The sequence below is a fragment of the Mesorhizobium waitakense genome (assembly GCF_056431085.1).
In genome coordinates this window covers 518,926-544,773 of the sequence record NZ_JBWKME010000016.1, presented here as the reverse complement: position 1 = coordinate 544,773, position 25,848 = coordinate 518,926, and the positions used below count along the sequence as shown (strand labels likewise).

Annotated in this window: 17 protein-coding genes; 3 read left to right on the top strand and 14 right to left on the bottom strand. The window is 61.5% G+C overall.

The genetic code is table 11. The features are described from left to right. Positions 1 to 123: 123 nt before the first annotated feature. The 7 genes from AC07FD_RS05090 to tagH form a co-directional block, all read right to left on the bottom strand. Entirely contained in the window at positions 124 to 2,454 is a 2,331-nt protein-coding gene (locus AC07FD_RS05090; RefSeq protein WP_478348916.1) for a M23 family metallopeptidase, read from the bottom strand. Beyond that, positions 2,451 to 2,861 (bottom strand): DUF1036 domain-containing protein, encoded by a 411-nt coding sequence (locus AC07FD_RS05085; protein ID WP_478348915.1) that lies wholly within the window; start codon positions 2,859 to 2,861, stop codon positions 2,451 to 2,453. The genes AC07FD_RS05090 and AC07FD_RS05085 overlap by 4 nt, the downstream gene beginning before the upstream one ends. A 111-nt stretch (positions 2,862 to 2,972) precedes the next feature. Continuing rightward, positions 2,973 to 5,420 (bottom strand): serine/threonine-protein kinase, encoded by a 2,448-nt coding sequence (locus AC07FD_RS05080; protein ID WP_478348914.1) that lies wholly within the window; start codon positions 5,418 to 5,420, stop codon positions 2,973 to 2,975. Between the two features lie 5 nt (positions 5,421 to 5,425). Further along, a complete protein-coding gene (locus AC07FD_RS05075) occupies positions 5,426 to 6,199 on the bottom strand; it encodes a PP2C family protein-serine/threonine phosphatase (protein ID WP_478348913.1) in 774 nt (257 codons plus the stop codon). 130 nt (positions 6,200 to 6,329) lie between these two features. Then, on the bottom strand, positions 6,330 to 9,890 hold the full coding sequence (tssM, locus tag AC07FD_RS05070; protein WP_478348912.1) for a type VI secretion system membrane subunit TssM: 3,561 nt from the start codon (positions 9,888 to 9,890) through the stop codon (positions 6,330 to 6,332). Between the two features lie 22 nt (positions 9,891 to 9,912). Next, positions 9,913 to 11,421, bottom strand: coding sequence for a type VI secretion system protein TssL, long form (gene tssL, locus AC07FD_RS05065; RefSeq protein WP_478348911.1), 1,509 nt, complete (start codon positions 11,419 to 11,421; stop codon positions 9,913 to 9,915). 333 nt (positions 11,422 to 11,754) lie between these two features. Continuing rightward, positions 11,755 to 12,816 (bottom strand): type VI secretion system-associated FHA domain protein TagH, encoded by a 1,062-nt coding sequence (gene tagH, locus AC07FD_RS05060; protein ID WP_478348910.1) that lies wholly within the window; start codon positions 12,814 to 12,816, stop codon positions 11,755 to 11,757. Positions 12,817 to 13,065: 249 nt separating this feature from the next. On the opposite strand from tagH, the gene AC07FD_RS05055 reads away from it, so the two are divergent. The 3 genes from AC07FD_RS05055 to AC07FD_RS05045 are packed head-to-tail and all read left to right on the top strand — an operon-like array spanning position 13,066 to position 16,929. After that, the gene (locus AC07FD_RS05055; RefSeq protein ID WP_478348909.1) at positions 13,066 to 15,393 is read left to right on the top strand and encodes a type VI secretion system Vgr family protein; all 2,328 of its coding nucleotides are present in this window, start codon (positions 13,066 to 13,068) and stop codon (positions 15,391 to 15,393) included. A gap of 10 nt (positions 15,394 to 15,403) precedes the next feature. After that, a complete protein-coding gene (locus AC07FD_RS05050) occupies positions 15,404 to 15,832 on the top strand; it encodes a DUF6484 domain-containing protein (protein ID WP_478348908.1) in 429 nt (142 codons plus the stop codon). Continuing rightward, positions 15,832 to 16,929 (top strand): HEAT repeat domain-containing protein, encoded by a 1,098-nt coding sequence (locus AC07FD_RS05045; RefSeq protein ID WP_478348907.1) that lies wholly within the window; start codon positions 15,832 to 15,834, stop codon positions 16,927 to 16,929. The genes AC07FD_RS05050 and AC07FD_RS05045 overlap by 1 nt, the downstream gene beginning before the upstream one ends. Positions 16,930 to 16,934: 5 nt before the next feature. On the opposite strand, the gene AC07FD_RS05040 is transcribed toward AC07FD_RS05045, so the two are convergent. From AC07FD_RS05040 to tssM (AC07FD_RS05010), 7 genes are all read right to left on the bottom strand, one after another. Next, positions 16,935 to 17,675, bottom strand: coding sequence for a hypothetical protein (locus AC07FD_RS05040; RefSeq protein ID WP_478348906.1), 741 nt, complete (start codon positions 17,673 to 17,675; stop codon positions 16,935 to 16,937). Positions 17,676 to 17,686: 11 nt separating this feature from the next. Further along, the gene (locus AC07FD_RS05035; protein ID WP_478348905.1) at positions 17,687 to 18,607 is read right to left on the bottom strand and encodes a type VI immunity family protein; all 921 of its coding nucleotides are present in this window, start codon (positions 18,605 to 18,607) and stop codon (positions 17,687 to 17,689) included. A gap of 9 nt (positions 18,608 to 18,616) precedes the next feature. After that, on the bottom strand, positions 18,617 to 19,606 hold the full coding sequence (locus AC07FD_RS05030; RefSeq protein WP_478348904.1) for a DUF4150 domain-containing protein: 990 nt from the start codon (positions 19,604 to 19,606) through the stop codon (positions 18,617 to 18,619). Next, a complete protein-coding gene (locus AC07FD_RS05025) occupies positions 19,606 to 20,664 on the bottom strand; it encodes a beta-ketoacyl synthase N-terminal-like domain-containing protein (RefSeq protein ID WP_478348942.1) in 1,059 nt (352 codons plus the stop codon). Before AC07FD_RS05025 ends, AC07FD_RS05030 begins: the two co-directional genes overlap by 1 nt. Continuing rightward, positions 20,661 to 21,719 carry a DUF2169 family type VI secretion system accessory protein gene (locus AC07FD_RS05020; RefSeq protein WP_478348903.1) on the bottom strand — a complete coding sequence of 353 codons (1,059 nt, stop codon included), beginning with the start codon at positions 21,717 to 21,719 and terminating at the stop codon, positions 20,661 to 20,663. Before AC07FD_RS05020 ends, AC07FD_RS05025 begins: the two co-directional genes overlap by 4 nt. 65 nt (positions 21,720 to 21,784) lie before the next feature. Beyond that, a complete protein-coding gene (gene tagF, locus AC07FD_RS05015; protein WP_478348941.1) occupies positions 21,785 to 22,312 on the bottom strand; it encodes a type VI secretion system-associated protein TagF in 528 nt (175 codons plus the stop codon). Beyond that, complete coding sequence (gene tssM, locus AC07FD_RS05010) at positions 22,309 to 25,848, bottom strand: type VI secretion system membrane subunit TssM (RefSeq protein WP_478348902.1); 3,540 nt, start codon at positions 25,846 to 25,848, stop codon at positions 22,309 to 22,311. Before tssM (AC07FD_RS05010) ends, tagF begins: the two co-directional genes overlap by 4 nt.

The window sequence follows — 25,848 nt, the reverse complement described above, 5'->3', positions numbered from 1 at the left end:
GCTCTTGGGCGTATGTGGTCTCGACCGCGGTTTTGGTTCACACAGGCCCCGAAAAAAGTCGCCTGTGGCAACACTTGGCAGCGGGAACGATAGTCCGAGAGATTGGATGCCGCGCCGGCGGCTTCAAAGCGTATTCTGTGCCGAGCTTATGAGGGCCGTGATGGCCTGCTTGTATTTTTCGAACTCCGGCGATGTCTGGCGGATCTCGGTGGTCGTTGTCTGCGGGCTGGCGTCGGTTGCCACGCGGCTCAGCTTTTGGCCCATTTTCCTTTCGGCCCAGTCCACCACGTAACTGGCCGTCTTGCCGGTGAGGAACGGGTTGGCCTGGATGACGGCCGACCCGAGCACAGCGCTCAGCTGCGCGGAACCCGTCGCCGACAGCACCTGATGTGCGCCTTCCATGCCCAGGAAATGACAGAGATACAGCCGGCCGGCCGTGATCTGGTGACCGCGCGCCCGAAGATAGGCCTCGCCTTCGCGCGCCAGATTGCGCACCATCTCACGCGAGATCGTGGCGTCGTAGCGCAGAGCGAGCAGGTCGGCGGTCGACAGCGTGCGCGCCAGTTCCGGGCGGTAGGTATTCATCATCCTGATCCAGGTCTTTGTTATGAACTGGCCGGCGCCGGTCGCTGAAGAATTTGGATTCTTGGCGCGAGCGCTGCCTCCGCTTTCGACATGGACGATGCGGTCGGTCAGCGTTTCGACAGCGGAATCGTCCGACGCAATCGCAGTGACCGTGCCCAGGGGGTCGATGGCCTCGCCATTCTGGTAAAGTTCGAAATGCAGGTGAGGCCCGGTCGAGAGGCCGGTGGTGCCGATGTAGCCAATGATGTCGCCGGCTTTCACCTTGGTGCCGACACCGGCCGCTATGGCGAATTTCTGCATATGCGCATAGCGCGTCTCGCGCCCGTTTCCATGCAAGATCTTCACCAGATTGCCATAGCTGCCGCCATCGCCCTGGAAAGTGATCTCGCCATCGAAGGCCGCTTCGATCGGCGTGCCGACGGGCGCCGCCCAGTCGACGCCCTTGTGGATGCGAACGGTCCCGAGGATTGGGTGCTTGCGTGGCCCGAAGGTGGAGGTCATGACCCCGTTGACCGGCGTGACCATGCCGTTGGTGACTGTCAGCGAACGAACCAGATCGTCACCCGTGACGCACGCGAACTGGCCGTCGCTCTGCTGGAAGACGAAACAGTCCAGGCTCTTTTCGGTGCCCTGGACGCCCACATACAGCACTCGCCCGGCACCTTCCTCCTTGCCGCGCGGCGTCTGCGAATAGATCAGCACAAGACGCTGGTCCTCGCTTGCAAAGGCGTCCAGGTCCTGTCCTCTCGAGAGATACATGATCGCTTCGCCGATCACCCCGGTCGGAACACTGTTGCGGGCTGCTGTCGAGTAGATCGCGTCAAGCAGACGGTACTGCCTTTTGTGCGTGCCTTCCGCCTGTGCGCCCGAATAGTTGAACAGATCCTCGCGGACCCAGGGATCGACACCAGACACGAACGCGCCCGCGGCATTGCGCGTCAGCGTGCCGACAAACACGTTCTTGGCATAGATCGAAACCTGCATGAGGGACATCGTGGTCGTCTCGCGCGTCGGCCTGAAACCGCGCATGGCAACGACATAACCCGGTTCCAGACCGTCCCGGTTGAAAAGCGCCTTTAAGGCCTCGCCTGCGAGCTTGGCATCGTCGACGGAGAAATGTGCATCGAGCGCTACGCTGTCCAGGCTGCGGTCGTTGAGGATCTTCACGAACGTGTCCTCGGTCGCCTCGAACCGCTGATACTCATTGGTGACGACTGCCACGCTTGTGTTGTTTTCGATCTGGGTCTTCTGGAATGCGGGAAGGGCGGCGTCGCCCGCATCGATCGTTTCACCCCAGCCGGCTTCGGGATCGTCGGCATCCGCCTTCTGGTCCGAAGCTGGCGCGGGTTCCCCCGCCGCGGGCGATGGCTCAAGATCGTTCTGCAGATCGCCGGTTGGCGCGGCAGTGGTCTTTCGCTGCGCCTGGAAGAAGGCGAAATCCTCCTGCGTCGACGGTATCGTCGTCATGAATTTTTCGCTGGCGCTAAGCATGACGTCGGACAGGATTTCGATCTGGGGCGAAACGTCGGCTTGATCGAGTTCCGCCGGGCGCGGGATCACGCGACCCTTCGTTGCGGCGCCGGCATCGGGCGCGAGCGTGATCCACATCGGGTCCCCGGCCAGGTCGATAATGGCGGGCACGTAGACGGACGCATCGGCCGGCACATCGTCCACGCCTTCGACCGCGTGCAACTCCTCGTCTTCGTCGCCGAATGACCAATAGTCCGCGGTGAGATAGAAACCGCCGGCGATCGAAAGCAGGACAACCACTGCGAGGCCGGCCAGGAGCCTGCGCCAAAGCGTGCGCCTGCGAAGGGCAGCGCGCGCCTGCTTTTTCTGCTTGAAGCTCGTGTCGATATTGTGCGTCACGGATTGCTTCCGGTCAGGAAGAAGGTCCACCGCACCTGTTCAAGCGTGTCGACTTCGAGAAATTGTGCCGCGATGTGGCCGCGCTGCCAGCATTCGTCGATCCCGCGTATCGAGAAACGCCGCCGCTCGATGCACATTTCGGTCGATCCGGTGAGGATCGCATGGCCGAACACGTCCGTTGCATAGATGTAGATGTAGCGGTTCGTCAGTTCCTCGCGGATGACGTTCACGCATTGATTTGCGCCGATGGTCCACCAGCCGTCGGTCTGGTCCGCATTGTCGACCTTCTGGCCGACGGCGAGATTGACGACGTCAAGCGTCTGGTTGCAGACCGTGAATTCGGCGCGCGCCTCGCCGGACGACAGCACGGCCAGCATTGCGGCGCCTGACAAGACCGCAAGCCTCATGCGGCCCGTCAGGGCGAGCAGGGCGGGTCGAATCCGACCACGCTGCTTTATCGGCAGGTCGGCAGACGATTGCGGCGAACACGAGCGGCGGCGTTCCATCGGGCGCCCATGCTATCCGCCGAGCCTGAAATACTTGGCGGTGGCTGAGAACTGAGATCCGTCGGTCTCGATTTCTTCGAGAATCTTGGGGAGTAGCACTGAGGCTGGTGTGGGCGTGGAGAACGCAGCCGCCCGAATATCCTTGGGGCCGGTGATCACCATTATGATCTGCGGCACCGCCTTTCCGGCGGCCTGGTCGGCGGCGCCGAGACCGATCGGGATTCTGAAGGTGACCTTGTCCGGTTTTACGACGACGCGCTCGTCGAGATTGAACACCATGCCTTTGTGATCGATCAGCAGCACGCTGGAAATGAGCCCGCCACGCGTCACCAGCGTGCCGCTGATCGGCGTACCGTTCGGCACCGATGTCCGATCGAGAACAAGCTGCGGCTTGTCGGCCGCGGTCTGCCCCAGAAAGCGCAGAAAGTTGGTGACTTCGCATTGGCCTGGTTCAATGAGGCGGACGCTGATATCCGGCTCGACATGGAATTTTGCCTGGAAATCGCCAAGCATCCGCTCGAATGGCTGAACTTCCGTTCCAAATCCTTCGATCGCGGCGGCCTTGTCGGTTGCCGACGTCATGGTGGCATAGAAACAGTCGCCGCCGCCGAAGTCGCGAACCCAGGATACTCGTTGCGCGATGTCGTCGACGATCGGCGGAACCTCCGGCTTGGGCACGTTCAACGTGATAACAGGCTGGTCAGGCTGCTTGGCTGCCGGTGGCGCAGGTTTTTGGCTCTCGGCGTTCACATCCGGCTGGCTTGCCGTGGGCTTGGGCGCCGGCACGGTCGGCTTGGGTGCTGCCGGCTGGCTGATCTGTGGCTCGGGCTTTTGGCTCTCGACAACCTCTGGCTGGGCCGGCGGCGGCGTCGAGACCTTCTCGGTTGCTGGCGGAGTTGGAGCGGTCGAGACAGGCGGCGGAGCCGACGTTTGACTGTCGCTGGCCATCGTATCGGGCTGGATCGCCGGCGACGCCTTTTCGGGCGGCGGCTGCGCCGCCGTTGCAGATGGCTTCGGGGGTTCTTCGGTTTGCGAGGGGACTTCGACGGGCTTGGCTTGCTGCGGCTTTTGAGCCGCCGCGGCATCTTGCTGATTTTCAGCCGGTGGTGGGCTGGCCTCCGGCTGCGCGGGCGGAACTGGCTCTGCCGGCTCAGGGGCGGTCGCGGCATTGTCCGTGGGGGCCGGCATTGACGTTTCTGGTGCGGGCTTCGATGGCTCTGGTGCGGAAAGCGATGGCTTGCCGGCCGTCGGCATCGCAGGTGTCATGAAGCCGCTGAGATAAAGGCCCGTGCCGGAGGCGACAGCCAGCGTCGCCAAGGCAGCGATCGCGATGGTTCGGGTCTTTGTGGATTTTCCAGGTACATCAGCCGTGGCCGGGCGTGGTGAGCCGGCGAGCGCCGGAGACCGCGGTTGGGACAAATGCGCGGGGCGCACATGCGGGACGAAGGGCTGCCCACCCGAACCGGTTGCCGTTGCGGCGTTGTGCCTCTCGACACTGGATGACCGGCCCTGGGTCTTGGTGTCGGGCGCAAGGGTTTCCCCGGCTCGCGGCAAAGCCGGACGATCGCGGGGTGTGATGGAAGTCGGCGGCGTTGTCTCCTCACTGTCGTCACGCGTCATCCTGGCGATTTCCGCCATGCTGATCGGCCGGTCTTGCGGATCGGGTTGCAGCATGGCTTCGACAATGTCGCGAAAATCATCGTCAATGTCGGAGAGATCAGGCACGGTCCGACGCTTTTCGATGACCTCGAACTGCGATCCGCTCATGTCGATCGGCTTGCCACGCAGGGCGGCCACCAGCACCAGTCCGAGGCTGTAGATGTCGGACTGCTCGCTGACGTCGCCGCTGTAGAGCCCGAGCTGCTCGGGTGAAACGTAGTTGTACTTTCCCGCGAATTTTCCGCCGATCAAGGTCTCGCCGCCCACGGTCGCCGATCGTGCGATACCGAAATCGATGATCTTTGCGCGGTCGACCCGGCCCCCCGGCAGGATGATGTTGTCAGGAGACAGGTCGCGGTGTATCGCGCCCGCCTGGTGCACCGCGCTCAGGCCGGCCGCCAGCCGATGGCAGAGCTTGCGCACCTCATCCGTCGGCATCGCGCCACGTCGCATGATGTCGAACAGCGACTCGCCGTCGACGAATTCCATGGCAAGGTAGGGACGGCCGATCCCGGGATCGGTCGTGAAGACGTGATACCGCACGACCGCATCATGCGACAGGCGATTGAGGATCAATGCCTCCTTCTTGAACAGCGACAGGATCGTCTGGTCACGGGCAAACTCGGGCAGGACGATCTTGATCGCGACGTGGTCGCCGGTCTGGATGTTATGACCACGGTAGACCTCCCCCATGCCACCGAATGCGATCCGCTCGTCAAGTTCGTAGATGCCGCTGAGTTGCGTGCCTACGGCGGTGTTGGCCATGCCCCCCGATATTCGCGTCTTGTCGTCGGCGCTCATCGGCCTCAACCCCCCGCTTTGTAGAGATCTGGACGTGGCGATTGCCCATCGCGCCCGTCGCCGATCTTCACAAGCACGATAGTCACATTGTCTGTTCCGCCACGCGCCAGCACCGTTTCCAGCAGTTTTTCGCAGGCCGCCTGGGGTGTCGCGGACACGGTCGCCGCCTCGATCTCGGCGTCGGTGACATGCGCCGTCAGCCCATCGGTGCTCAACACAAAAATGTCCCCCGGCATGATTTCGCCTTGCTGGAAATCGATGACAATCTCGTCGCTGACGCCGACCGCATGCGTGATGACGTTGCGGCGCGGCCACGTGCGCGCTTCGCTTTCGCTGATCATGCCCCTGTCGACGAGCTCCTGAACTTCGGTGTGGTCCTTCGAGATCTGCGAGATCGAGGCGTTGCGGATCAGATAGACGCGGCTGTCACCCGCCCACAGGCAGGCAAACCGCCCATCCATCGCCAGCAGGGCGGCAACAGTCGAGCCGATGGTTATGCCGCGAGATTCGGATATCCCGCGGATCTCGGCATTGGCCCTGCTCAGCCTGTCCTCGAAGCGCGCCCGAAGATCAGGTGCGGAGCTGGCAATGCCGATCGTTGCCAGATGATCGACGATACTGGCCGAAGCGACCTCTCCCGCGTCATGTCCACCCATTCCGTCGGCTACCACCCAGAGACCAGTTTGTGGCTCGACCAGATAGTTGTCTTCATTGAGCTCACGGACACAGCCTTTGTGGCTTACCCCGAAGCTCTCAAAGGGAAGGGCGACAGTGTTCACTTTGCCACCAAGCGCTTCTCAAGCGTCCTCTGCGGCGCACTTTCAGGCGCTCGCTCGTGTTACTTTGCCACAGGCTCGAACATTAAAGTATCGAAAACTAAGGTCTCTGCGTGGTCTGCGGATCCCCATCTCAAAACGCTTTCGGACAGCTGAACCCGGAAAGCGCGGGGAGCAAGAAGGGGTTGGTGCCGGAGCCTGCCTGGATCGTATAGGTAACGTCGCGGCCGCCGATCACGAAGCGTGCCTGCATATTGCTGTCGCTGCCGATGACGGCAGCCTTGTCCAGAAGCCGCTTCAGCGCCCACGGCCCTTCGAACTTGATGGCGGATTCGCGGCCTGGCATTTCCGGCGTCAGGCTTAGACTGGCGGACGCGGACGATGTACCGATCGGCCAGGTCACGGTGCTTGGCGCGTTACCTGTCTGGTTGCTCTGGACGATCTGACCATCGACATCGAGTATCGCCGTATCGGCGTCGCCATGCAGCGAGAATGGGGTGAAGGTGACGCTGACCAAGGGCACTGAACCGCCCGATGGAAAGAAGGCGCTGCGGATGTCCGCCGCCAGCTGGAAGTCTTTCAGGGTCGATTTCGACAGGTCGCGTCCAAAGCGCGCATCCTGTTTCCAGCTCCAGTCCTGGCCGGTCATGTCGATCAGCGATGCGAGGTTTTGTGCGAAGAACCGGTCCATCAGCCCGCCCGGCGCGAAAAGTTTCGCGAAATCCGCCATGGCAACATCCTCGGTGCCGTCGCCCGCGAAGGGATACCGGCCGTTGATCGCCGCCTCACAGGGAGCCGTCACCGTCTGGTCGAGCATCTGGTTCAAGTTTGCCACCGAGGTTTCGGCGACGTTGCCTTCAAACTCATCCGCCGTTGCGTTGACCATCCGGCCAAGTTGCTTGGGCAGACGCGAGACATTGGCGCGAAGGGTGGCTATCTGCAGCTGCAGGTTCGTATTGACGCGCTCCGTCTGCGAAGGAACTTCGGCCGCCAGTTGCAGGCTCTGATAGATATCGCTGAAGTTCTGGGTCAGGGCATCGATTGGGCGGTGTCCGGCAGGGCCGTTCACCAGGGCCTGGAAGGGTCTGAACTGCGCTTCAATGTTCGCACCTGGATTCGGGTTCTGTGTGTCGGCCGCCCTTGTGCCGGCGCGACTTTGCGATTTGCCGGTCGCGATTTGTATGCCGATGCGGGCCAGACCCTTGCCCAGATCTGCGGCGTGCCCCGGCTGGTTTTGGGCCGTACCTGCTTCTTCGGCGCCAGGACCGTTGCCGTCACCAGGGTCTCGCGTCAGCGCTGTTTCGTTGGCGATCGCCGCAAAGAGCTGGTTTATCGGCGAGGTCGGGGAGGCAGCGGCAGAAAGCGCGATGTAGTGCGGCTTGTCCGTCAGCATCGCTTTGAACTTCAACTGGTCGAGGACGCTGTTCCACGCGGCTGCGAACTCCTTCCCGTAGCGATCGAGAAGTTCGGGGCCGAGCTTGAGCAATTGCTGATCGATGTCGCCTTGCTCACCGCCTCCGCCGAGAACCCATTGCTCGTCGACAAGCATCTGCGCAATGCGCGAAAGTTGCGGGAGATAGAAGGTGTGGAAGCCGGCATAGGTGTAGATACCGGGAACACGAAGGCCTGACAGATCGCTGCCGTTGATGCGCTCGAACAGCACTTGCGCTTCCGGGCCGCCTTTCAGGGAAACAGAAAAGTCGTCCAGTGCTGCCGCGTATATCGCTGACCGGATCAATGCGGACGCTCGATCGGCAAGACTCATGCGCCCGAGAGAACGTTGGGCGGCTTCGACAAGCGGCTGGTTGAGTTCGAAAACCGGATCATAGGCGTCGTCCAATGCCAGCATGGCGCGCAGGTGCTTTTCGAGTTGCTCCCGTCCTGCTCGGTTGTTTTCGCCTGGATATCGGTTCTGCTCCCAATCCTGCTTCATCCAGGAAACGATCAACGCGTCATCGACCTTCGGCGCCTTGCCGCCAAGCATCAGATAGATTTTCAACGGTTCGTAGAGCGCGACGGGATCAGCCATCTTGGTCTGGATCGTCCGCTCGGCCTGGATCAGCAGGCGTGATCGGAACATTCGTTCCAGCCCTTGCCGATAAGCCGTTTTGGATGCCGAAAGAAGTCTCTCCCGCTGACTGAGGCCGAACGTCTCCTCGATCGGAGTCGGCAAGTCACCGGTTTCGAACCCGGCCGGCAGATCGCGCAACTGGTCGAGCGGCCCGATGACGTTTTCGAGGTCGACATCGGTGACCGTCGTGCTTTCGAGCAGGGGGGCTGCCGTTTGGCGGTACTGGCCCATGGCCAGACTTGTGGAGGCGATCAGCGACCGGTTTGCCGCGACGCTCAGGCCGAGCGTACCCAGTGCAGCAGCAGCGACCAAAGCTATTGCGCCGAGGCCGCCAAATCTGGCGATCGCTGCGCGCCTTGCAGCCGCTCTGTCGTACGAAACCCATCCGGATTCGGCAAAAATGACGTTCGTCAGCAGATCATGCAGAAAGAAGCTTTTGCCGGTTCCGGAAAGGTGAGGGCGGGAGTTGCTGCCGAAATCGCGGCCGATTGCGCCCAGCACCTGATCGATCGGCGTTCCCTCTTGCGTGCCTGACGAAAAATAGAGTCCGCGCAGGCTGACATTCACCTGGCTGCGCGCCGGATCGAACAGGCCGGCGACAAAACTGGTAATTCGCCCCCGCAGCGCGCAGAACTGCGCCGGAAAGCCAAAGATGGAGATGCGCGTGAGCGGATCGGCCTCGTCCTGGAGGCGGTCGGCCATCTCGTCTGCCAGCCGGTTGGCCAGCACGTCGAATTCGACAGGGGTTTCGGCAGCCATGTTCCTGTCGCGCTCCGCCGTCTGGAACGTCGCGCCCCACACTTTTCGCCTGCGCGGTTCGTCGAAATCGCCGAAGTAATCCATGAACCCGGAAACAAGATCGGCCTTGGTGAAAAGCAGGTAGACTGGAAACTGGATTTTCAGCGTCTCGTGGATTTCCCTCAGGCGGCTGCGTATCTCGACGATGTGGGTGTCTAGCTGCTGATCGTCGAAGCTCATTAGATCGGCAAGGCTGATGGCCAGGATGACGCCGTTTATCGGTTGTCTGGTGCGGTATTTCTTGAGCAGCGACAAGAAGGCGAGCCAGCTCTTTCTGTCGCTCTCGGCATGGGAGTCCTGCGTCGTGTAGCGTCCGGCGGTGTCGATCAGCACGGCCTGGTCGGTAAACCACCAGTCGCAGGAGCGTGTTCCGCCAACGCCAGCCACCGGCTGGGCCTCCCCCGAACCGGCAAGCGGAAAGTTCAGACCCGAATTGACCAGGGCCGTTGTCTTGCCGGCACCCGGCGGGCCTATGACGACGTACCAGGGGATCTCATAGAGGAAGTTGCGCTTGCCGCTCGACCGTTTGAGCGCCGCCACGGCCTCATTCATCCGAGCTTCGAGCACCCGCGAATCGTCATCGCGGTCGTCATTGTGTGCGACGACGGTCTCGAGTGCCTTTTGCGCCTTTCTCGCTTGCCAGAAGCGCAGCCCGTAGAACAGCGCCAGCGCCGCCACGATCACGCCGATGATGGTTGCGCGCAGCCAGGCGGGCCCCAGTGGCCGGGTATCTGCGAAGCGGATCAATGGCCCGCCAAACCACACTGCCGCCGCGAAGCCGGCCAGCGCGATTACGCTGAACATCCGCAGCAGCCAACGCGTCATGGGCGCTTCCAACAGGCCGTGCTCACAATGTTTCTTCCCTGGGGATCATCACATCGACACGGCGGTTCTTGGCGCGGCCTTCCGGCGTGGCATTGTCGGCGATCGGTTCGTCCTCGCCCTTGCCATCGACCGTCAGTCGCGAGGGATCGCTGAATTTCGGTGCCATCATCGTTTCGACAGCCTTCGCCCGGGCGACGGAAAGATCGAAGTTGGATTTGAACGGGCTCGACTTTCGCGGTTTCACATTATCCGTGTGGCCGACGATCCGGATTTGCCCGGGCTCGGGCTGCAGCGCCGCGGCGATGTCGGCGGCAATGGGCTGGAATTCCGGCTTCGCCTCGGCCCTGCCGGACTGGAACAGCAGGACATTGTTGATTTCCACCACGATGAAGTTGCCCTTCGTGCCGATGGTCAGCCCGCCGCCTTCGACTTCCTTGGCCAGTGCCGAACGGATGCGATCAATTTGCGCGGTGGCTGCAGGTGGGGTGGCTTTCACCGGCTCGGCCAACGGCGCCACGCTGGCGCGCTCGATGGCGACTGGTGTCGATGGGTTAAGTGCCAGCAATTCACCGGCGGTGGCGTCGCCCTCATTGGTGATGAAGACCCGCAATGCGAAGAATGCCGCTGTCAGCAGCGCCGTCGCCGCTGCCGCAACGACCCAGAGCGGCAGGCGGGCCGACGGCTGCGCCATGGTCGCCGCCAGGCCCTGCCAGCGCGGCGAGATGTCCTCGCCTGCACGCGCCCTGAAATAGCGAAGCGTCTCGTAGACGTCGCGTCGAACGCGTTCGAGATTGTTGTCTTCGCGCCTCACGCCTCGGTACTGGCCCTCGAAACCCAGCGACAGGCAGGCATGCATCAGTTCGAGCAGGTCGTAGTGCGTCTCGGGATTGGCCAGTATCGTGTTCAGGGCTTCGTAGAAGCCTGTGCCGGTGATCTCGGTGTGAAAGAACTGCCGCAGCATGGCGTTTTGCGCCCAGTCGTCGCTCTTGGGCCAAGGCAGGTTGCCTATGAGATCGTCGGCGGTTTCGCACAGAGCAAATTTCGCGATCCGAGCATCCTCTTCGGGAACGCCGGTCTTCTCCATCGTTCGGTCGAACTTTTCGATCGCGTCGGCGACATGTTGCGCCAGTGGCTCCGCTTGTCTTTCGACGGGCATCATCCTGAGCTGCCCGAACAGCATCAGCAAAGGTGCCGCCGCTGCGAGAATGGGGTTTGCCGCGGCGTATTTGACCGTGTCCGCGGCGCCGAACAGGATCGCCTGCTCGACCGCCCGGGCCGGCTCGGCGGAAGAGCCAGCACCTGCCGCGGCGCCCAAAGCCGCGCCTTGATAAATCACGGTTCCGGATGCCCAGCCCGGCGGTGTATGCCGCCCGACCCCAGGATCGAACACCGTTGAATCCTTGACCGGAGAGGGTTGGCCTCCGTCAGCGACAGGTAGCTCGGGAACTGGTGGCGATTTTTTCTCGCGCCGTGGACTTGCGCGAATGACGGTCTTGCCCGCCAGGCCGAAGGGATCGTCCTTCGAGGTCATCGCCGACCGTCCGTGCAGGCGGTGTGGCCGCGATCGGGCGAGATGGGCGCAAAACGGTTGCTGGTCGGGGAATGGAAATACGACCCCCGCCGGCCGTGGCAGTGTCCGGAGGACGATTGACTGGAAAACGCTATCCCGCCGTCACATGACATTTGCCGCAGACCCCCAGCTCAATGAGTCTTACCCGCTTGGCGAACTGTCGTATGTGATCGTAATCTCAGAAATCGTCGATTGGAACCGGATGCCGGGCGTCGAAGGGACTTTTCTTCGCCGACTGCTGTACCATGCGTTACTTGGCCATGCGTCTCCTGGCCACACGTTTCTTGGGATCGCCTATTTTTGCTTGTCGGCCTTGGCGTACGCCTCGCTGAAATAGGCCAGGAATATGTCCAGCATGCCGTTCTCGTGTGCTTCCTCCATGGTCCGCCATGTCGCGACATAGGCGTCCCAGGCCTGGCTCTTCTTCGACGTAAACGACGTAGGTGGGAGTTTCCTGCTGATCGCCTCGGGCGACAGGTCGTCAAGCAGCCGGGAGAGCGCGGTTTGCATGGCCGCATAGGTGGCAAATTCGTGCGTCTTGAGATCGCGGAATGCATCTTCGATGCTGCGCCTGGCATCAAGATAGCCGGCCCTGCGACGGGCGAACATGATTTCGAGGATGTCGTCGGTCCCCGGAACGAACTTCAGCGGATTGTTGTCCGCGGCGCTGATCATCGTTCGTTGTGTGCTCTTTGCCAACGTTTTCGCGGCCGCGCGGGCTTTCAGCAGCAAGGTCAGTTCTTCGACCACCGCCCGCAGGACCGCGCCGATTTCGGCGGCAACTTCATGCGGGTCGCGCAATTGAAGCAGTTCCGGCGAAATGCCGGCTCCGATAGCGATCTCCCGCAGCACCTCGTCCCTGGTCGAGGGCAGCGGTGTCGGGGTCGACGAGGACGCCGACGCTGGAATGCGCTGCCCGGCCCGTTGCTGCGCAGGCTCGAAGAAAGCCCCGCCTCCGAATTCCAGCGGCCGGCCCGTCGCGACCGGCATTTCCCGCGGTGTCGAATTTTGGTTGGCTTGAGGATAGCCTGCCGTGGCGCGCTCTTCGTCGATCGACACGACGATGACATAACGGCCGATCAGCATCCTGTCGCCATGGCCCAGCCGATGCGGGCCGGTCATGCGCAGGCTCGATCCGTTGATGAAGGTCCCATTGCGCGAGACATCGTGCAGCCAGAACGCGCCTGCCTCGTATCGAACCTCGCAGTGCCGGCCCGAGATGAACTTGTCGGGATCTGGCAAGGTCCAGTCACAAGCATCGCGTCCGATTTCGAAGCCGCGATCGCGCGCTGCGTAGCCGGTCGGGATGCCGGCGGGCAGGGCGTCGACATTGCTGATTTGCAGACTGATGTACATCCAGGATCGCCGCGGATCGTTGATCGATACTGCACCATTCTAGCAGTTTGCGCGTAGAACAGCACAGCCGCGTTCCGAGCCGTTGCTTCGACAGGGCAAGTTTCAGGCACCATCGGCCCTCTTTGGTCCGCAGGGCAACATGTGGTAGGCTCCGGATGGCCTGGTGCGGCGGGTCGAAAAAGTTCCTGAACAGAGTGCGGGAACTCCAATCCATCGCGCCGGCGGCCGCGTCCAGGAGGGGCACGACCCATGCCGAATGAACGTGCCACGGTTGTGCAGACGCCGGTTGGCGCCGACCTGTTGACCTTCACGCATCTCATCGGGCGCGATGAGATCAGCCGTTGTTTCGCCTATACGGCCGGGTTCGTAAGCACAGACCCCAATATCGATCCGCTCAAGATGCTGGGTGGTCCGGTTTCGGTCGAAGGCGAGTCCGATCCGAAACGCTGGTTCAGCGGCATCGTATCCGAGTTCCGGCTCACCCGCATCGAGGACCGGCTGGCCTATTACGAAGCGGTTGTCAGGCCGTGGCTCTGGTTTCTCGGCAACACCACCGATTGCCGTATTTTCCAGAACAAGAGCGTCGTCGACATCGTCAAGGACATCTTCAAGAAATACAGCGTCGCGGAATTCGATCTGCGCCTGCAGGGATCCTACCCGCCGCGCGAATACTGCGTGCAGTATGACGAGACCGATCTGGATTTCGTGCAGCGACTGCTCGAGCATGAAGGCATCCTGTATTTCTTCGAGCATGACGAGGGCAAGCACACGCTTGTCCTGGTCGACGCGATGAGCAAGCTGAAGCCTGCGCCGGGCTACGAGAAAGTGCCCTATCATTTTGAAGGCCAGGGTTCCCGGCGCGATGTCGAATACATCACCGAATGGATACCGGGCAGTTCGGTGCGCCCGGGCGCCTATGCCCACACTGACTATGATTTCAAGAAGCCCGGCGCCGACCTGATGGCCAAGTCGGCCCAGCCGTTCAGCCACAAGCTGGCCGCGGGCGAGAACTACCGCCAGCCCGGTGCGCATCTCGAAGTGGGCCGGGGTGACAGCCTGGCCGCGATCCGCCGCGAGGAAATCCAGGCCGTGCACCAGCGCATCGCCGCTGTCGGCACCGTGCGCGGCCTCTATTCGGGCTGCAAGTTCACGCTGGACGGTTTTCCACGCGAGGACCAGAACCAGGAATATCTGGTGGTCAGCGCCGAATACAGACTGTTCGACCCGGGCTACAGAGCCCTTGCCGACGTCGACAGCGAGAACTTCCAGGTGATCCTTGGCGTGGCGCCGACCGCCGTGGCTTATCGCCCGCCACGGATCACGCCACGGCCAATCATGCGCGGGCCGCAGACCGCGACGGTGGTCGGTCCATCCGGCGAGGAAATATTCACCGACAAATATGCCCGCGTGAAGGTCCAGTTCCATTGGGATCGTCTGGGCAAGAAGGATGAGAACAGTTCCTGCTTCGTGCGCGTCTCGCAGACCTGGGCCGGCAGCGGCTGGGGGTTCATCCAGATACCGCGCATCGGCCAGGAGGTGATCGTCGATTTCATCGAGGGTGACCCGGATCTGCCGATCATCACCGGCAGGGTCTACAACGCCTCACAGATGCCGCCTTACGGACTGCCGGGCAGCGCCACGCAGTCCGGCTGGAAGTCGGACTCCTCCAAGGGGGGTGGCGGCTACAACGAGCTGATGTTCGAGGACAAGGCTGGCTCCGAACTGGTCAATTTCCAGGCGCAGAAGGACCACAACCTTCTGATCAAGCACGACCGCACCAAGCTGGTCCAGCACGACCAGTCCGACCGCATCGACCATGACGCCAAGCACTCCGTCGGCCACAACCTCGACGAGGACGTCGGCAACAACAAAACGGTCAAGGTCGGCGTCGACCAGACCACGAACATCGGCTCGAACGACACCGAGACGGTGGGCGCCAACCGTTCGTTGACGGTCATGGCCAACGAGACCATCCATGTCGTGTCGAACTCGACGGAGAACATCGACGCCAACCATTCCCAGACGGTGGGGATCGTCCAGACCATCACGGTGGGCGCAGCTCGCATCGACACGGTGGGCGCCGCCGAGACCCGAACAGTCGGCGCGGCACAGATGAACACCATCGGTGCCATACGGTCGGTCACGGTCGGCGCGGCGCAGAGCCACGACATCGGGGCCGCGGATAGCTGGAACATCGCGGCGGCGCAAACCGTCAATGTTGGCGCTGATCAAAGCGTCACCGTCGGCAGCGCCCAGACTTTCAGCGTTGGCGCGGCGCGCAGCGCCACCATCGCGGCCGACGATTCCACAAGCGTCGGAGGGGCACATTCGCTGAGCGTCGCAAAGGATAGTTCGATCAGCATTAGCGAGAATAGCTCGATCAGTGTCGGCAAGAAGCTGGTGATAGACGCAGGCGACGAGATTCTGATCAAGTGCGGCTCCGCCAAGATCATGATGAAGAAAGACGGCACGATCGGGATTGAGGGCAAGGATATCTCCGTCAATGCGTCCGGCAAGATCAGCATTAAGGCATCGAGCGACATCACAATGAAGGGCTCGAAGATCGGCGAGAATTGAGGATGCAGCGATGAATGAAGTTCACGAACGCATTGACGGTGTGGTGATCGGCATCTTTCTCGGTTTCGACGACGCCGCGTCGCCGCTGGTGGTATTCCCCGGCAATCCGGAGGAGACAGCCTTGCCCGCGCGCAGCTTGACTGGACTGACGTCCGATATGGTCGGCTCCGAGGTGGCTTTGCTCTTTCAGGAGGGTGACCCTGCCAAGCCGCTTATCGTCGGCCGCATTGTCGAGCCGGTGCGCAAGACCGCCGCGCCGCAGATCGTACGCGACGGCGAGCGCGTTCGCATCATCGGCGATGAGCGCATCGAAATGCGCTGCGGGAAGGCGACGATCCTCATGGAAAAGGATGGCCGCATCACCATTCGCGGCACCTATGTCACCAGCCAGGCGAGCGCCGCCAACCGTATCCGTGGCGGATCGATCGACCTCAACTGATGTCAGCGGCAGCCCAGAACCCGAAATCGGAAGGCCCACCGGAGCGGCTGATAGTGCCGGATGTCATCAGACAGCACGCCGAGCAGGCCGCATTCTTCTGGGCGCAGCGCGACACGCTTATGGAGGATGATCCGCCGGACCTTCATGTGATCGCCGGCGTTGACCGGCGCCTGGAAGCCAACCTGGATGGCCTGCGTATCGCTGGACCGGCCGCTTGGCCGTATATCGTGGCGGCGTATGAGGATTTCCCTGAGAAAGGCGAATTGTTCCTCTACGGATGGATGGCATTCGAACTGAACGACGGCCGCCGTGTGGCCGAGGCGGTCGAGTTCGGCCTTCAAAGCAAGGACGACGCTCGGGGATTGGTCGGTGCTTTGGCGTGGCACAAGCCTGAAACGATCGCCATGCTGGTACGGGACTGGATCGGGGCGCCGGATGCCTTCAAGCGGTTTCTCGGCGCCTCGGCCTGCCTCGGGCATGGCGTCGATCCGAGGCAGATGCTGGTGCGACTTGTGCACGATCCGGATACGCGCGTTCGCGCCACCGGTTTGCGTCTTGTTGGCAAGTTGAAGCGTGCTGACCTTGTCAACGAATTGAGAGCTGCCTTGAACGATGCCGAAGAGCGCCCGCGGTTCTGGGCGGCCTGGTCGCTGGCTGAACTCGGCTCGGGCGACCTAGCCAGCTCCGAATTGCGGAAGGTGGCGGTCGGCGGCGGTCCCGACGCAATGATGGCCTTGCGTGCGGTGGTCAAGGCCGAGCCAGACCGGGATGTGCGCGCCTGGATGGGCGGATTGCTTAAGTCGCCGGAAACCGCGCCTTTGGCCGTGCGCGGCGTGGGTATGCTTGGCGATCGCACAGTCCTGCACTGGCTTATCCACCAGATGCGCACACCGGGGCTGGCCCAGGCGGCTGGCGGCGCACTGCTAGAACTGTTTCCGGAGGCGAGGGCAGCGGATCTTTTTACCACAGAGCCGAGCCAGGTTGGCAGGGCCTTCGAGGACCACTTCGGCGACGATGTCGCCAAGGTACCATTTGCAGACAAAGTAAAGGAGTGGGGCGTGGCTCTGCGGTTGTTGTCTGGCGCAGCAGATCGATAGGCGCGTTACGGGCCTAGGCTTGCGGATCGAATGGGCGTCACATTTTGATGAACCCATTCCAGCACATTTAACAGGCTGTCGAGAGCGCTCTCGTCGGTGCGCATTATTTCGATGAACCAGGCTATGTAGTCGGCCTCGACATTCATGACGTCCGGCCCAAGAAAGACGACCGATTCCTCGGGTTTGAACATCTCATTCGCAAACCCGCCTCGATGCGTCGCCAGCAGCCAGGCCGAAAGCGCATCCACAACTTGATCCGTCACCGCTTTTGGCTGTGGCGCCGTCAGTTCAATCTCCAAATCGATATCGTCGACCAAATCGCCTATCTCGAGCTCATAGGAATATCGCGGCCATGGGCCGGGAAATTGAGGCTCGTAAGTGCTGACCACACGCTCATTGGCTGGCCACAGGACGCTCACACGCTGTAACGGAATTTTCTTCTCGTGCAGCCAATGCAGCATATTGGTCAGTATGAACAAGCTGGCTGGATCGACGTTTATTTCCCGAAAGGTTACGCTTACCGTTCTCTCCCGCAGGTCAGTCGTCCTGACAAGGGCTCGCGCCTTGCCTGGATTGTGGGTTTCCCCCGCCAACCCTCCACGTTCCGCCAGGCCCTGAAATGCTTTGAATACGTCGACAATTCCAGTTAAGGCCGGATCGTCGGGCGAGCGTGCCAGTGCCAGATGGATCACCAACTCGCGTTCGAGCGTATTCGTTAGAACCGACAAGGCAAAAGGCCTGTTCATTGGCGCTCCGATCAATCCGCTGGCGGGTCAAAGCGGTTCGGCCAGCGCGTCGCCAAATCGAACTCGCTTGGGCCAAGCATCTCCAATTCGATCCGGACAGGCTTGGTGATTTCGGCCAGCTTTCGCAGTCCCGTCACGTCGGCGGCACCACGGTTGACATCCCCAACAATCGGCAAGTCGGCAGCACGGATGAGCAGAGCCTCCCCTACGTCGAATATTGCAAGTTCGCTCGTGCCGCGATGCCGCAGCGTATCCTTTCCGCCTAACTCAGCCAGGATGCCTGGTCCGAGGACGGTCAGCCACGAAACATTGTAGACCCGACCTCGAGCCCAAATCCTTATTGCATCTTCAGGGACATCGAAGCCGGTAAATCTCATTGCCTTGCGTGCGATGAATTCGAGCGCCTCGTTCGTAAATGTCATGAACAGATGCTTGAATGCATAGCCGCAATAGCCCGAATCGGGTGCCCGGATTCTGACGATTCGCGCAAAGAACTCGGCAAGGCGCTCCGCAGCTGGCTTCTCAGCAAACTCCATCGGAAATTCCAGATGGAGTATATTTGCTTCCCTATCGAAGAACTCGTCGTCCAGAGGCCCCGCCTTGAAGTGCGCGCCGTAGTCGCCAACATTGCCGGCAGGCTCCTGGCCAAAATGAAATTCCGAGTAGTTGCCTTCTCCAACGTCCAATAGATTTGCAAAAACCGAATTGAAAGTCCGTTGGGTCGCCTTCTTCCAACTGCCGCTATCAGATAGGTAAGTCTGCAGTGCGCCGCCCGGGATAAAGTTGAGATACTCCTCCAGAATTTTAGCCACATCCGGACCGATCGTATCAGCCGTATCAGCGTAGATGAGGCAGATCGACAAGCCGGGGCGTACAATCAAATAGTCGCCGTCCGTCGTGTCTATGGTAAATGTCAGGTCTATATTTTGCATCTGATGACTCTACTTCTTGCATCGTTTGTTTGTCAAAAGCTCCGGCGGATTCTTGACCTTCGGATTCTGCTTGGCACCTAATTTTACAGTTCTTGTTCTTTGATCTTGTTTGAGAATCTTACCTTTCTTGTTCTTTTTGGCTGGGGTCCAGCTGGTATCCGCTGTCCCCTGCGAAGGCTTCTTCCTCTTTCCGCCCTTGGTCTTTCCCGTCGGTGTTCCTGCAGGGCATCTGAATTTGTATTCCACAAATCTGTTGGTCGAACCGTCCGGATTGAGCATGGCTGCATCCGGAAAGATCTTTCCCGAGATGCCTGCGAAATAATCTTTGGCGGCCATTCCGGAAGGCCACTCCCGAGATGCGCTGGGGTCGTACTTCCCGGTCTTCTCATCGTAGCCCTTCTCGGGATCAAACTTGGGCTCTCCGCCAACCTTCTTTACCGCGTCATCGCAGCATTTATGCTTGGCGTCCCCAAGCTCCTTGCAATTCATCATCTTTTGGTTTGACGCCTTGAGCTGCGCCTGCTTGGCGTCCACCTGGCGGTTACATTCACAAAGGATGTCTTTCAGCTTTTGGATGCCACGCGCGGCGACAGCAGGGTCGAGATCCCCCGCCAAATCGACTGTATTCTTGTCATTGTGGAACTTCTTGTCCGTGTGGCGGCAGGCGTTCTGGCCGTCCATTTTCACGTCGAACGAATAGGTGATCCAGTCTGTCGCCTTCTTGAAGACATTCGACTTGACACCGCCGACCGTGCCAGGCTCGTCGCCGGAACTCATTCCATACTGCGAGCCCTTGATAGCGATCATCTTGCCGCCCTTGGCAAAGACAGTTGTAGTGCCGTCCTTAAGCGTGCTCTGATTGGCGATATTGGGATAGGGCAATGGGATCGGTCCGCCGGGGCTGGGCGTCTTGCAGACGTCTGGTATCGTCGCAATCGACAGACCTATCGTACCCTTGTAGGTCAAGCCGAGGCCGTTGACGACGATGTGTGTTGGCATCAGGCGGCTCTCCTCGGTCCGCCCAGCAGCACGGCGGCGCGAAAGCCATTTTCGGAACCTGCCCAGATCAGCGACAGCGGCTCCTTCTGGTAGTTGCGTGCTTCCGCCTCGGTTATCAAGCTCACGAACAGCGGGCCGGAAGCAGCGCCGACATCGCCCCAACAATCGGCTGGCGTCTCAAAATCCGCCGCATCCTTAAAGCGGCCAGGATTGCGGATGACCGCGAAGCCGTATTCGTTGCCGCGATAACGCTCGCCATTCATGTCGCAAATGATTCGGCCAACCGGATCGATCGGCGCGTCCTCGAACAGGAAGCGGAAGGCCGCGCCCAGCCCTTCGCCGAGCACAACCGTCTCGGTCTTGATCCTGTTCTCTTCACTCGCCGTGGAGACGCTAACGACCTCAAGGAGAGGTTGCAGCCCAAAGGTTCGTGCTGTGGTCAACTTTGTCAGCAGACAAAATGCTGCAGCCTCCCCCGGGCAGAAGCCGTAGATGTTGCCCTCGGAATGAAGCTGTTCGTTTTCGTCCAGCCACTCCAGGGTTTCCGGCTCAAGATAGGTATCGACCCCACCTGCCAGGCAGAATTTGGCCTTTCCATCCCGCAGGGATTTACAGGCATGGTAAATCGCCAGCAGACCGCCGGCGTGACCGCCCGCGGTCGACCCTCCGCCTTCGAGAACGACATGCTGGGCCAGTCGCTTACGCAATTTGACGTTGACCTGCGCGGCGAAACCCTCCGGCTGTCCCGGTCGTGCCTCACCAGTCGAGAGGATGAGCGAAACCTCGGTTGCCTGCATCGAAGCTGTCAATGGCCGCAACGCGTCCAGTGCTGGCGAGACCGCGATTTCCACCGCACGCTCCGGTCCGGTAAGGCTCACGTCGACGCCGATGTCACGGGTGACCTTCATCCGTTCGCCGAACCGGTCGACCATATAAGGATGGTCCTGAATGCCAGAGATGCCGGCACGGACCGCCGCCGCGCTCGATGCCGCGTCAAAACCCAGCGGCGTGCGTGCTCCTACGCCGACAACGACAATCGTCGCTCCTTTTGTCGTCATTTGTTTTCTTCCGCTTGCCACACGCCCGTCGCCGCGACTGTCGGCGAAATTCCGATACGCGGTCTGATGCGCAGATTCGTCGTCTTCAGGCGCTCCTCGTCGTAAGGCACTGCCAGGGTCGACATCCACGTGATCGAGAACTGCCTGAGGTCAGGTTTGATGCGCAGCGTGTGGACAGTGGCTTCGCCGTTTTTGCGATCCGGGCGGTTGTAGAACTCGGTGGTCATGTCGAAGGTGATGCGCGGTAGCAGAAACTGCAGGAAGCCATCCGCAGTGAAATTGCCGAGCCGCACATCCTCATAGCCAATGAGCGGCGTCTTGGTTTGCTGGTCCTCCGGCGCACACTGGTAATACATGCGGCTGAAATCGCGGGGCAAAAGCGGGTCTCGTGTCTGCTCCCATTCGGCGCCATAAGTGCCGGCATACTTCATGCGCGGCTGCCAGTGCCGCGCCACCGGACCGAAACCGGCCGGCTTGCCGGCTCTGTGGTCCCGGTAGGGCGCGTCGGGATACTCAAAGTTGGGCCCGGTCCTGCTGATCAGCCGCTGGGGATCGACAGCAAAGCCGGTGCCGACCGGATTGCGCTGGTCCCAGTTCGGCGTCGATGCTTCCATATCCGTGCCGCCGTAGGTCCGGCGCCAGCTGATAGGCATTTTCGTGAATGGTTCAGCCCGGCTCATCCGCACCGACACCGCGCTCGGCATGAACACACGGTCGCCCACGACATTGACGGTCTTGTCCACGTCGCCGATTTTCATGCGCGCCGCGCTTTCAATGGCTGGACGCCCGCCGGGCGTATAGACGTGTCCTTCGACCAGAACGTCCGTATGCTTCTTCTCCAGATTGAGGTCCGTCTCGTCGAGAAGCTCGTTCGGATCCGCACCGTGAACGGGTGCCAGATTCACCGGCGTCTGATCCTTCAGGAGCCGCTGTTTGCCGTCGGGATCGATCTCGAACGACGCCTTGATCGCGATCAGCCAGACCTCATGTCCGCGCTCGTCACGCGTCCAGCTTTCCTGGGCGGCAAATGGCGTCTCGTTGGACAGTATCCACATTTGAACTCACGCATCCTTACGCGGTGGTGAACAGCGGGCCTTCAACTGTCTTGGCAATATTTGCATCAGCTCGTCTCCCAACTGGCGGCAAAGATCTGTTCGACCGTTTTTTGCGGAGACTGCGGATCGATGTCGAAAAGGTCCGAACGGGCGGTCCACATCACCAGATCGCCTATGACCTCTTCGCCTGACTCGACAGTCGGCACCGGCAGTGCGGCCAGCGCGGCATCCAGTTCGTCGGGGGTCAGCTCGCCATGCTGTGCAGCGATGGCCGCCTCTTCGATGCTGGCAAACCAGGCCTCGGCGTCGGCTAGCTGAACGGGAGCTTCGGTAAGCTGCGCAACTATGGTCAAAGGGAATTGTCTGCCAACTCTGTCGGCACTCTGCACAATGATGCCTGCCGATGCGCCGAAGGAAGCCGGGCCAGCCAGGAAACGCAGCGCGGTTGTGCTTGGCCAAAATTCCGAACCAAACAGCGGGACGAGATGCTGCGCCAGCCAGCGGTCCCAGCCGCGAACAAAGTCGCCCGTCAGCCGCCGCGTCACGAAATCGCCGGTGGCGGGTATTTTGCCGTAGAAGCCAGGCAGGATCATATCTGCGGCGGACATGAGAATTTCTTGAACATTTCCAAATTGTAGGGGTTTTCGACACTCGCGGCCTTGAGTTCGAAATCGGCATACATGCCTTTCGTGCCCAGGCGCAGGCTGTAGACATCGGTCAGCGAAGTGCCGGCGAAGCGGCCGCTGCGCAGCATCCTCAGCCATGCCCAGCTGCCGGTCTCGTTGAGCAGGATTTCCGGCGATCCGTCGATCGGCTGGAAGGCCAGTGAAATGACCCCGGTGCCGTCCTTGCCGGGCCACGTCATCGGTTGCGGCCGCGTCGCGTTGTTGTAGTAGACGAGGCTCTGGCCATCGAGATTGAGCGTGACGCGCGTGACATTGGGAGACAGGTCCTTCGGTTCGAGCGTAAAACTCATCACCGGTCCGGTGCCACCGGGAAAGAGATCGTCGCGGATATGCCTGGCCTGCTCGAACGCCGGCAGCGCCGCAGGATCGAGGCCGAAATCGGCGCGCCACTTCCACGGCTGGCTGGTCGTGTCGACATAGTTGATCAGGTGGTCGTTGATGAAACCGTCGATCAGCCCGGCCGGTCCGAACAGGCGGGCGAAATCACGCACATTGACGTCCACCGCGCTCTCGGCGCTGAACGGATAGCGGTCGGTCAGCGCTGCCTGGCAGAAAGGCAGTATGTCGGCCCGCCAGATGGCGTTGAGTTCCGAGGTGACCGCCTTCTGAGTCAAATTGCTGGTGTCGCCGGCAATCCCGCCCAGCCAGGTGTTGATGGGGTCGGGCAGGATCTGTGCCTGCCTGGCCACCGCACCGGTCAGTTCGGCGAGGCCGCCCTGCTTCTTGATGGCATCCTGCGGATTGGGGTTCGCGGTGACCGTCTGCAGCACGTTCGAAAGTGCGGTCAGCGCGACAACCGCGGCATCCAGCGCCGGCGGTTGGCCGTCGACCTCGGCGATGGTGCTCTTCAGCGGTTTAAAATGTTCGGCCACCAGATTGCCGGTCAGATCCACCTCGCTGGCCGACCCGGCACGGGGAAGCAGTTTCGCGCCTGATGTCGCCAGCTTGCCGAGCTTGCCAAGCTTGCCGAGCAGTTTCGAAGCGCCCTTGGCCGCCGCCTTGTTGTCGGCGGGCGCGTCATCGTCGGAGCGCGTCAACTCGGTCTCCTGAACGACTGCCGTAAGCAGCCGCTTCAGCGCCGAGTCGGCGCTCGAGAGGTCCTTCAGATTTTCGCCGGCGACATTGAGATCGGTCAATGGCGCCAGCCTCATGTCGCGCAGGAAGCTGTCCCATTGCGCGATATAGTCGTCGTAGTAGAGCTTCAGAATATCCTCCGACAGCGCCGAGACGGAGGTTTCGGAGTTTTCCGAGCAGCCGCCGGCGAAAACGGCGCGATCGAGCGCCGCCTGGGCGGCGACATCGTCGATGCGGTCGAGAATGACATCGTGGAAGCCGGAATAGGTGAAGGGTCCGGAAATGCCGACGCGAAGTGTCTTGGCGGAACGCCGCGCAAACACCTTGCCACCGTTGGGGCCGGCGAAATTGGCCGGAATCCACTCCTTCAGCCCGGCCACTGCCGGATCGGCCAGCAACTGCTTGTAGGCACGCGCCGGCAGTGAAATCGTGCACACCGTCTTCAGCGCTTCGGCAACGAGCGCCTGGTCGGGCGCGATATAGCTTTCGTCGACCGTCATACGGCGGATTGCGGCAAGCTGGTGCTCTTCGGCATCGGCGGTCGGAAATGGTGCCGCGGCGGCGAATTCGGGCAGGCTGTTGACCCACCAGTTCTGGGCGAAATCGGGATCCATCTGCGACAGGCCGGTCATCATGCGATAGGTCTTCAGGGCTCCGAGCATGAAATCCGGATCGCGGATCTGCCTCCACATGGTCGCCTCGAGCAGTGCGACCATGCGTGGCTCGAGGACGTTGCGCAGGGCGTGGTCGTAGGTGTCGGTCTGCGCCCGCACCAGTTCCGCCGAGGCCGATGGCCCCAGCAGGTCATGGGCGGCGCCCGGCGGTGCTGTCCGGGCAGTTGCGACCGCGTCCATCGCACCGAGTGCGCCGTCCATGGCAGGCTGCTCCACCGATGCCGGGGTTGCGGCAACAGAGGTCAGCGGCGCTTGCAGCGCTTCGAACTGGCCTGCCTGCGCCGAGATCGCATTACGGTTGTCGTAGTAGGACCAGGTGAACACCGCACTGGCCAGCAAGCCCGCCACGGCACATGCGGCCGCGGCACCCCGCCAGATCCAGGCGCGGCGGCGTTGTGCCAGCGGGTCGAACGTACCAAGGCCCGCTTCCTTGAAGATCACTTCGGTGAGCAGGTTCTTGAGGAAGAAGCTGCGTTTCTCGACCCGTGGTGCGGGCAGGGCCCGCCGTGGCGGAAGGCCGAAGGAAGAAGACAGTGCAGCAGTCAGCCGGTCGATGGGCGCCCCTTCCTGCGTCGCCGATGTCAGATAGAGCCCGCGCAGCCAGGCGACCTCTTCATACCGGCTTTCGCCGAACATCGCCTCGACCAGCACCTGGATCGGTTCGGACAGGCTTGCGAGTTGGGCGGGAAACCGGAAGATCTCGGCACGGGCGGCGAGTTTGTCCTCATCCTCCAGGCGCGGCACCAGCCGCCGCTCGAGTTCCGTCGCCAGCGTCGAAATCTCTCGTTCGATGGTCTTGGCATCCACACGCGCATCCAGCGCGAAGGTCGTTCCCCACACCTGCTCGCGCGAGGCGGTGGACAAGCCGCCGAAGAAAGCCTCGAAACCCTTGATCAGATCGGCCTTGGTCAGCATCAGATAGACCGGAAGGCGGATTTCGAGCCGGTCGTTGAGCTCGGCCAACCGGCGGCGGATCTTGCGGCCGTGCGCCTTGATGGCTTCGTCGCCTTCCGAAAGCACGTCGATCGAAAGCGCGACGATCACGCCGTTGAGCGCGCGGCGGCCCCGGTGCTTCTTCAACAGGTCGAGGAAGCCCAGCCATTCCGCCGCGTCCACATCAGGTTGGCTCTCCTGCTGGACATAGCGGCCGGCGGTGTCGATCAGAACTGCGTTTTCGGAAAAGAACCAGTCGCAGTTGCGCGTGCCGCCGACCCCCTGCAGGTCGTCGGTGAGGTCGATCGGAAAATTCAGTCCCGACTGCCGCAAGGCAGTGGTCTTGCCGGTGGCCGGCGGCCCGACGATCACATACCATGGCATTTCGCGCAGAAACTTGCGTCCGCCCAGCTTGCGGCGCTTCAGTTCGGCCATCACCTCGGCGAACTTGGCGCCCACGGCTGCGACATTCTCTTCGCCGGGGCTGAGCGGCTTTTCCACTGCTGGTGCGGCAATCTCGGCGACGAACATGCGGTTGGCGCGGATCGCCCGGCGCTGGGCGACGATCAGCCAGATCAGCCAGAAGATGACCAGCAGCGCGATGATGACGATGCGCACATTTTCAGAGGCGAACGGTTCGTAGGGACCGACCCTGACGATCGGACCGAACACCCAGATGACCAGGGAAAGCAGCGTGATGCCGATCAGCGTCCACAGCCAGCGCGATGTCAGAACTGCCCACAGGAAGCGCAGGATGAACAT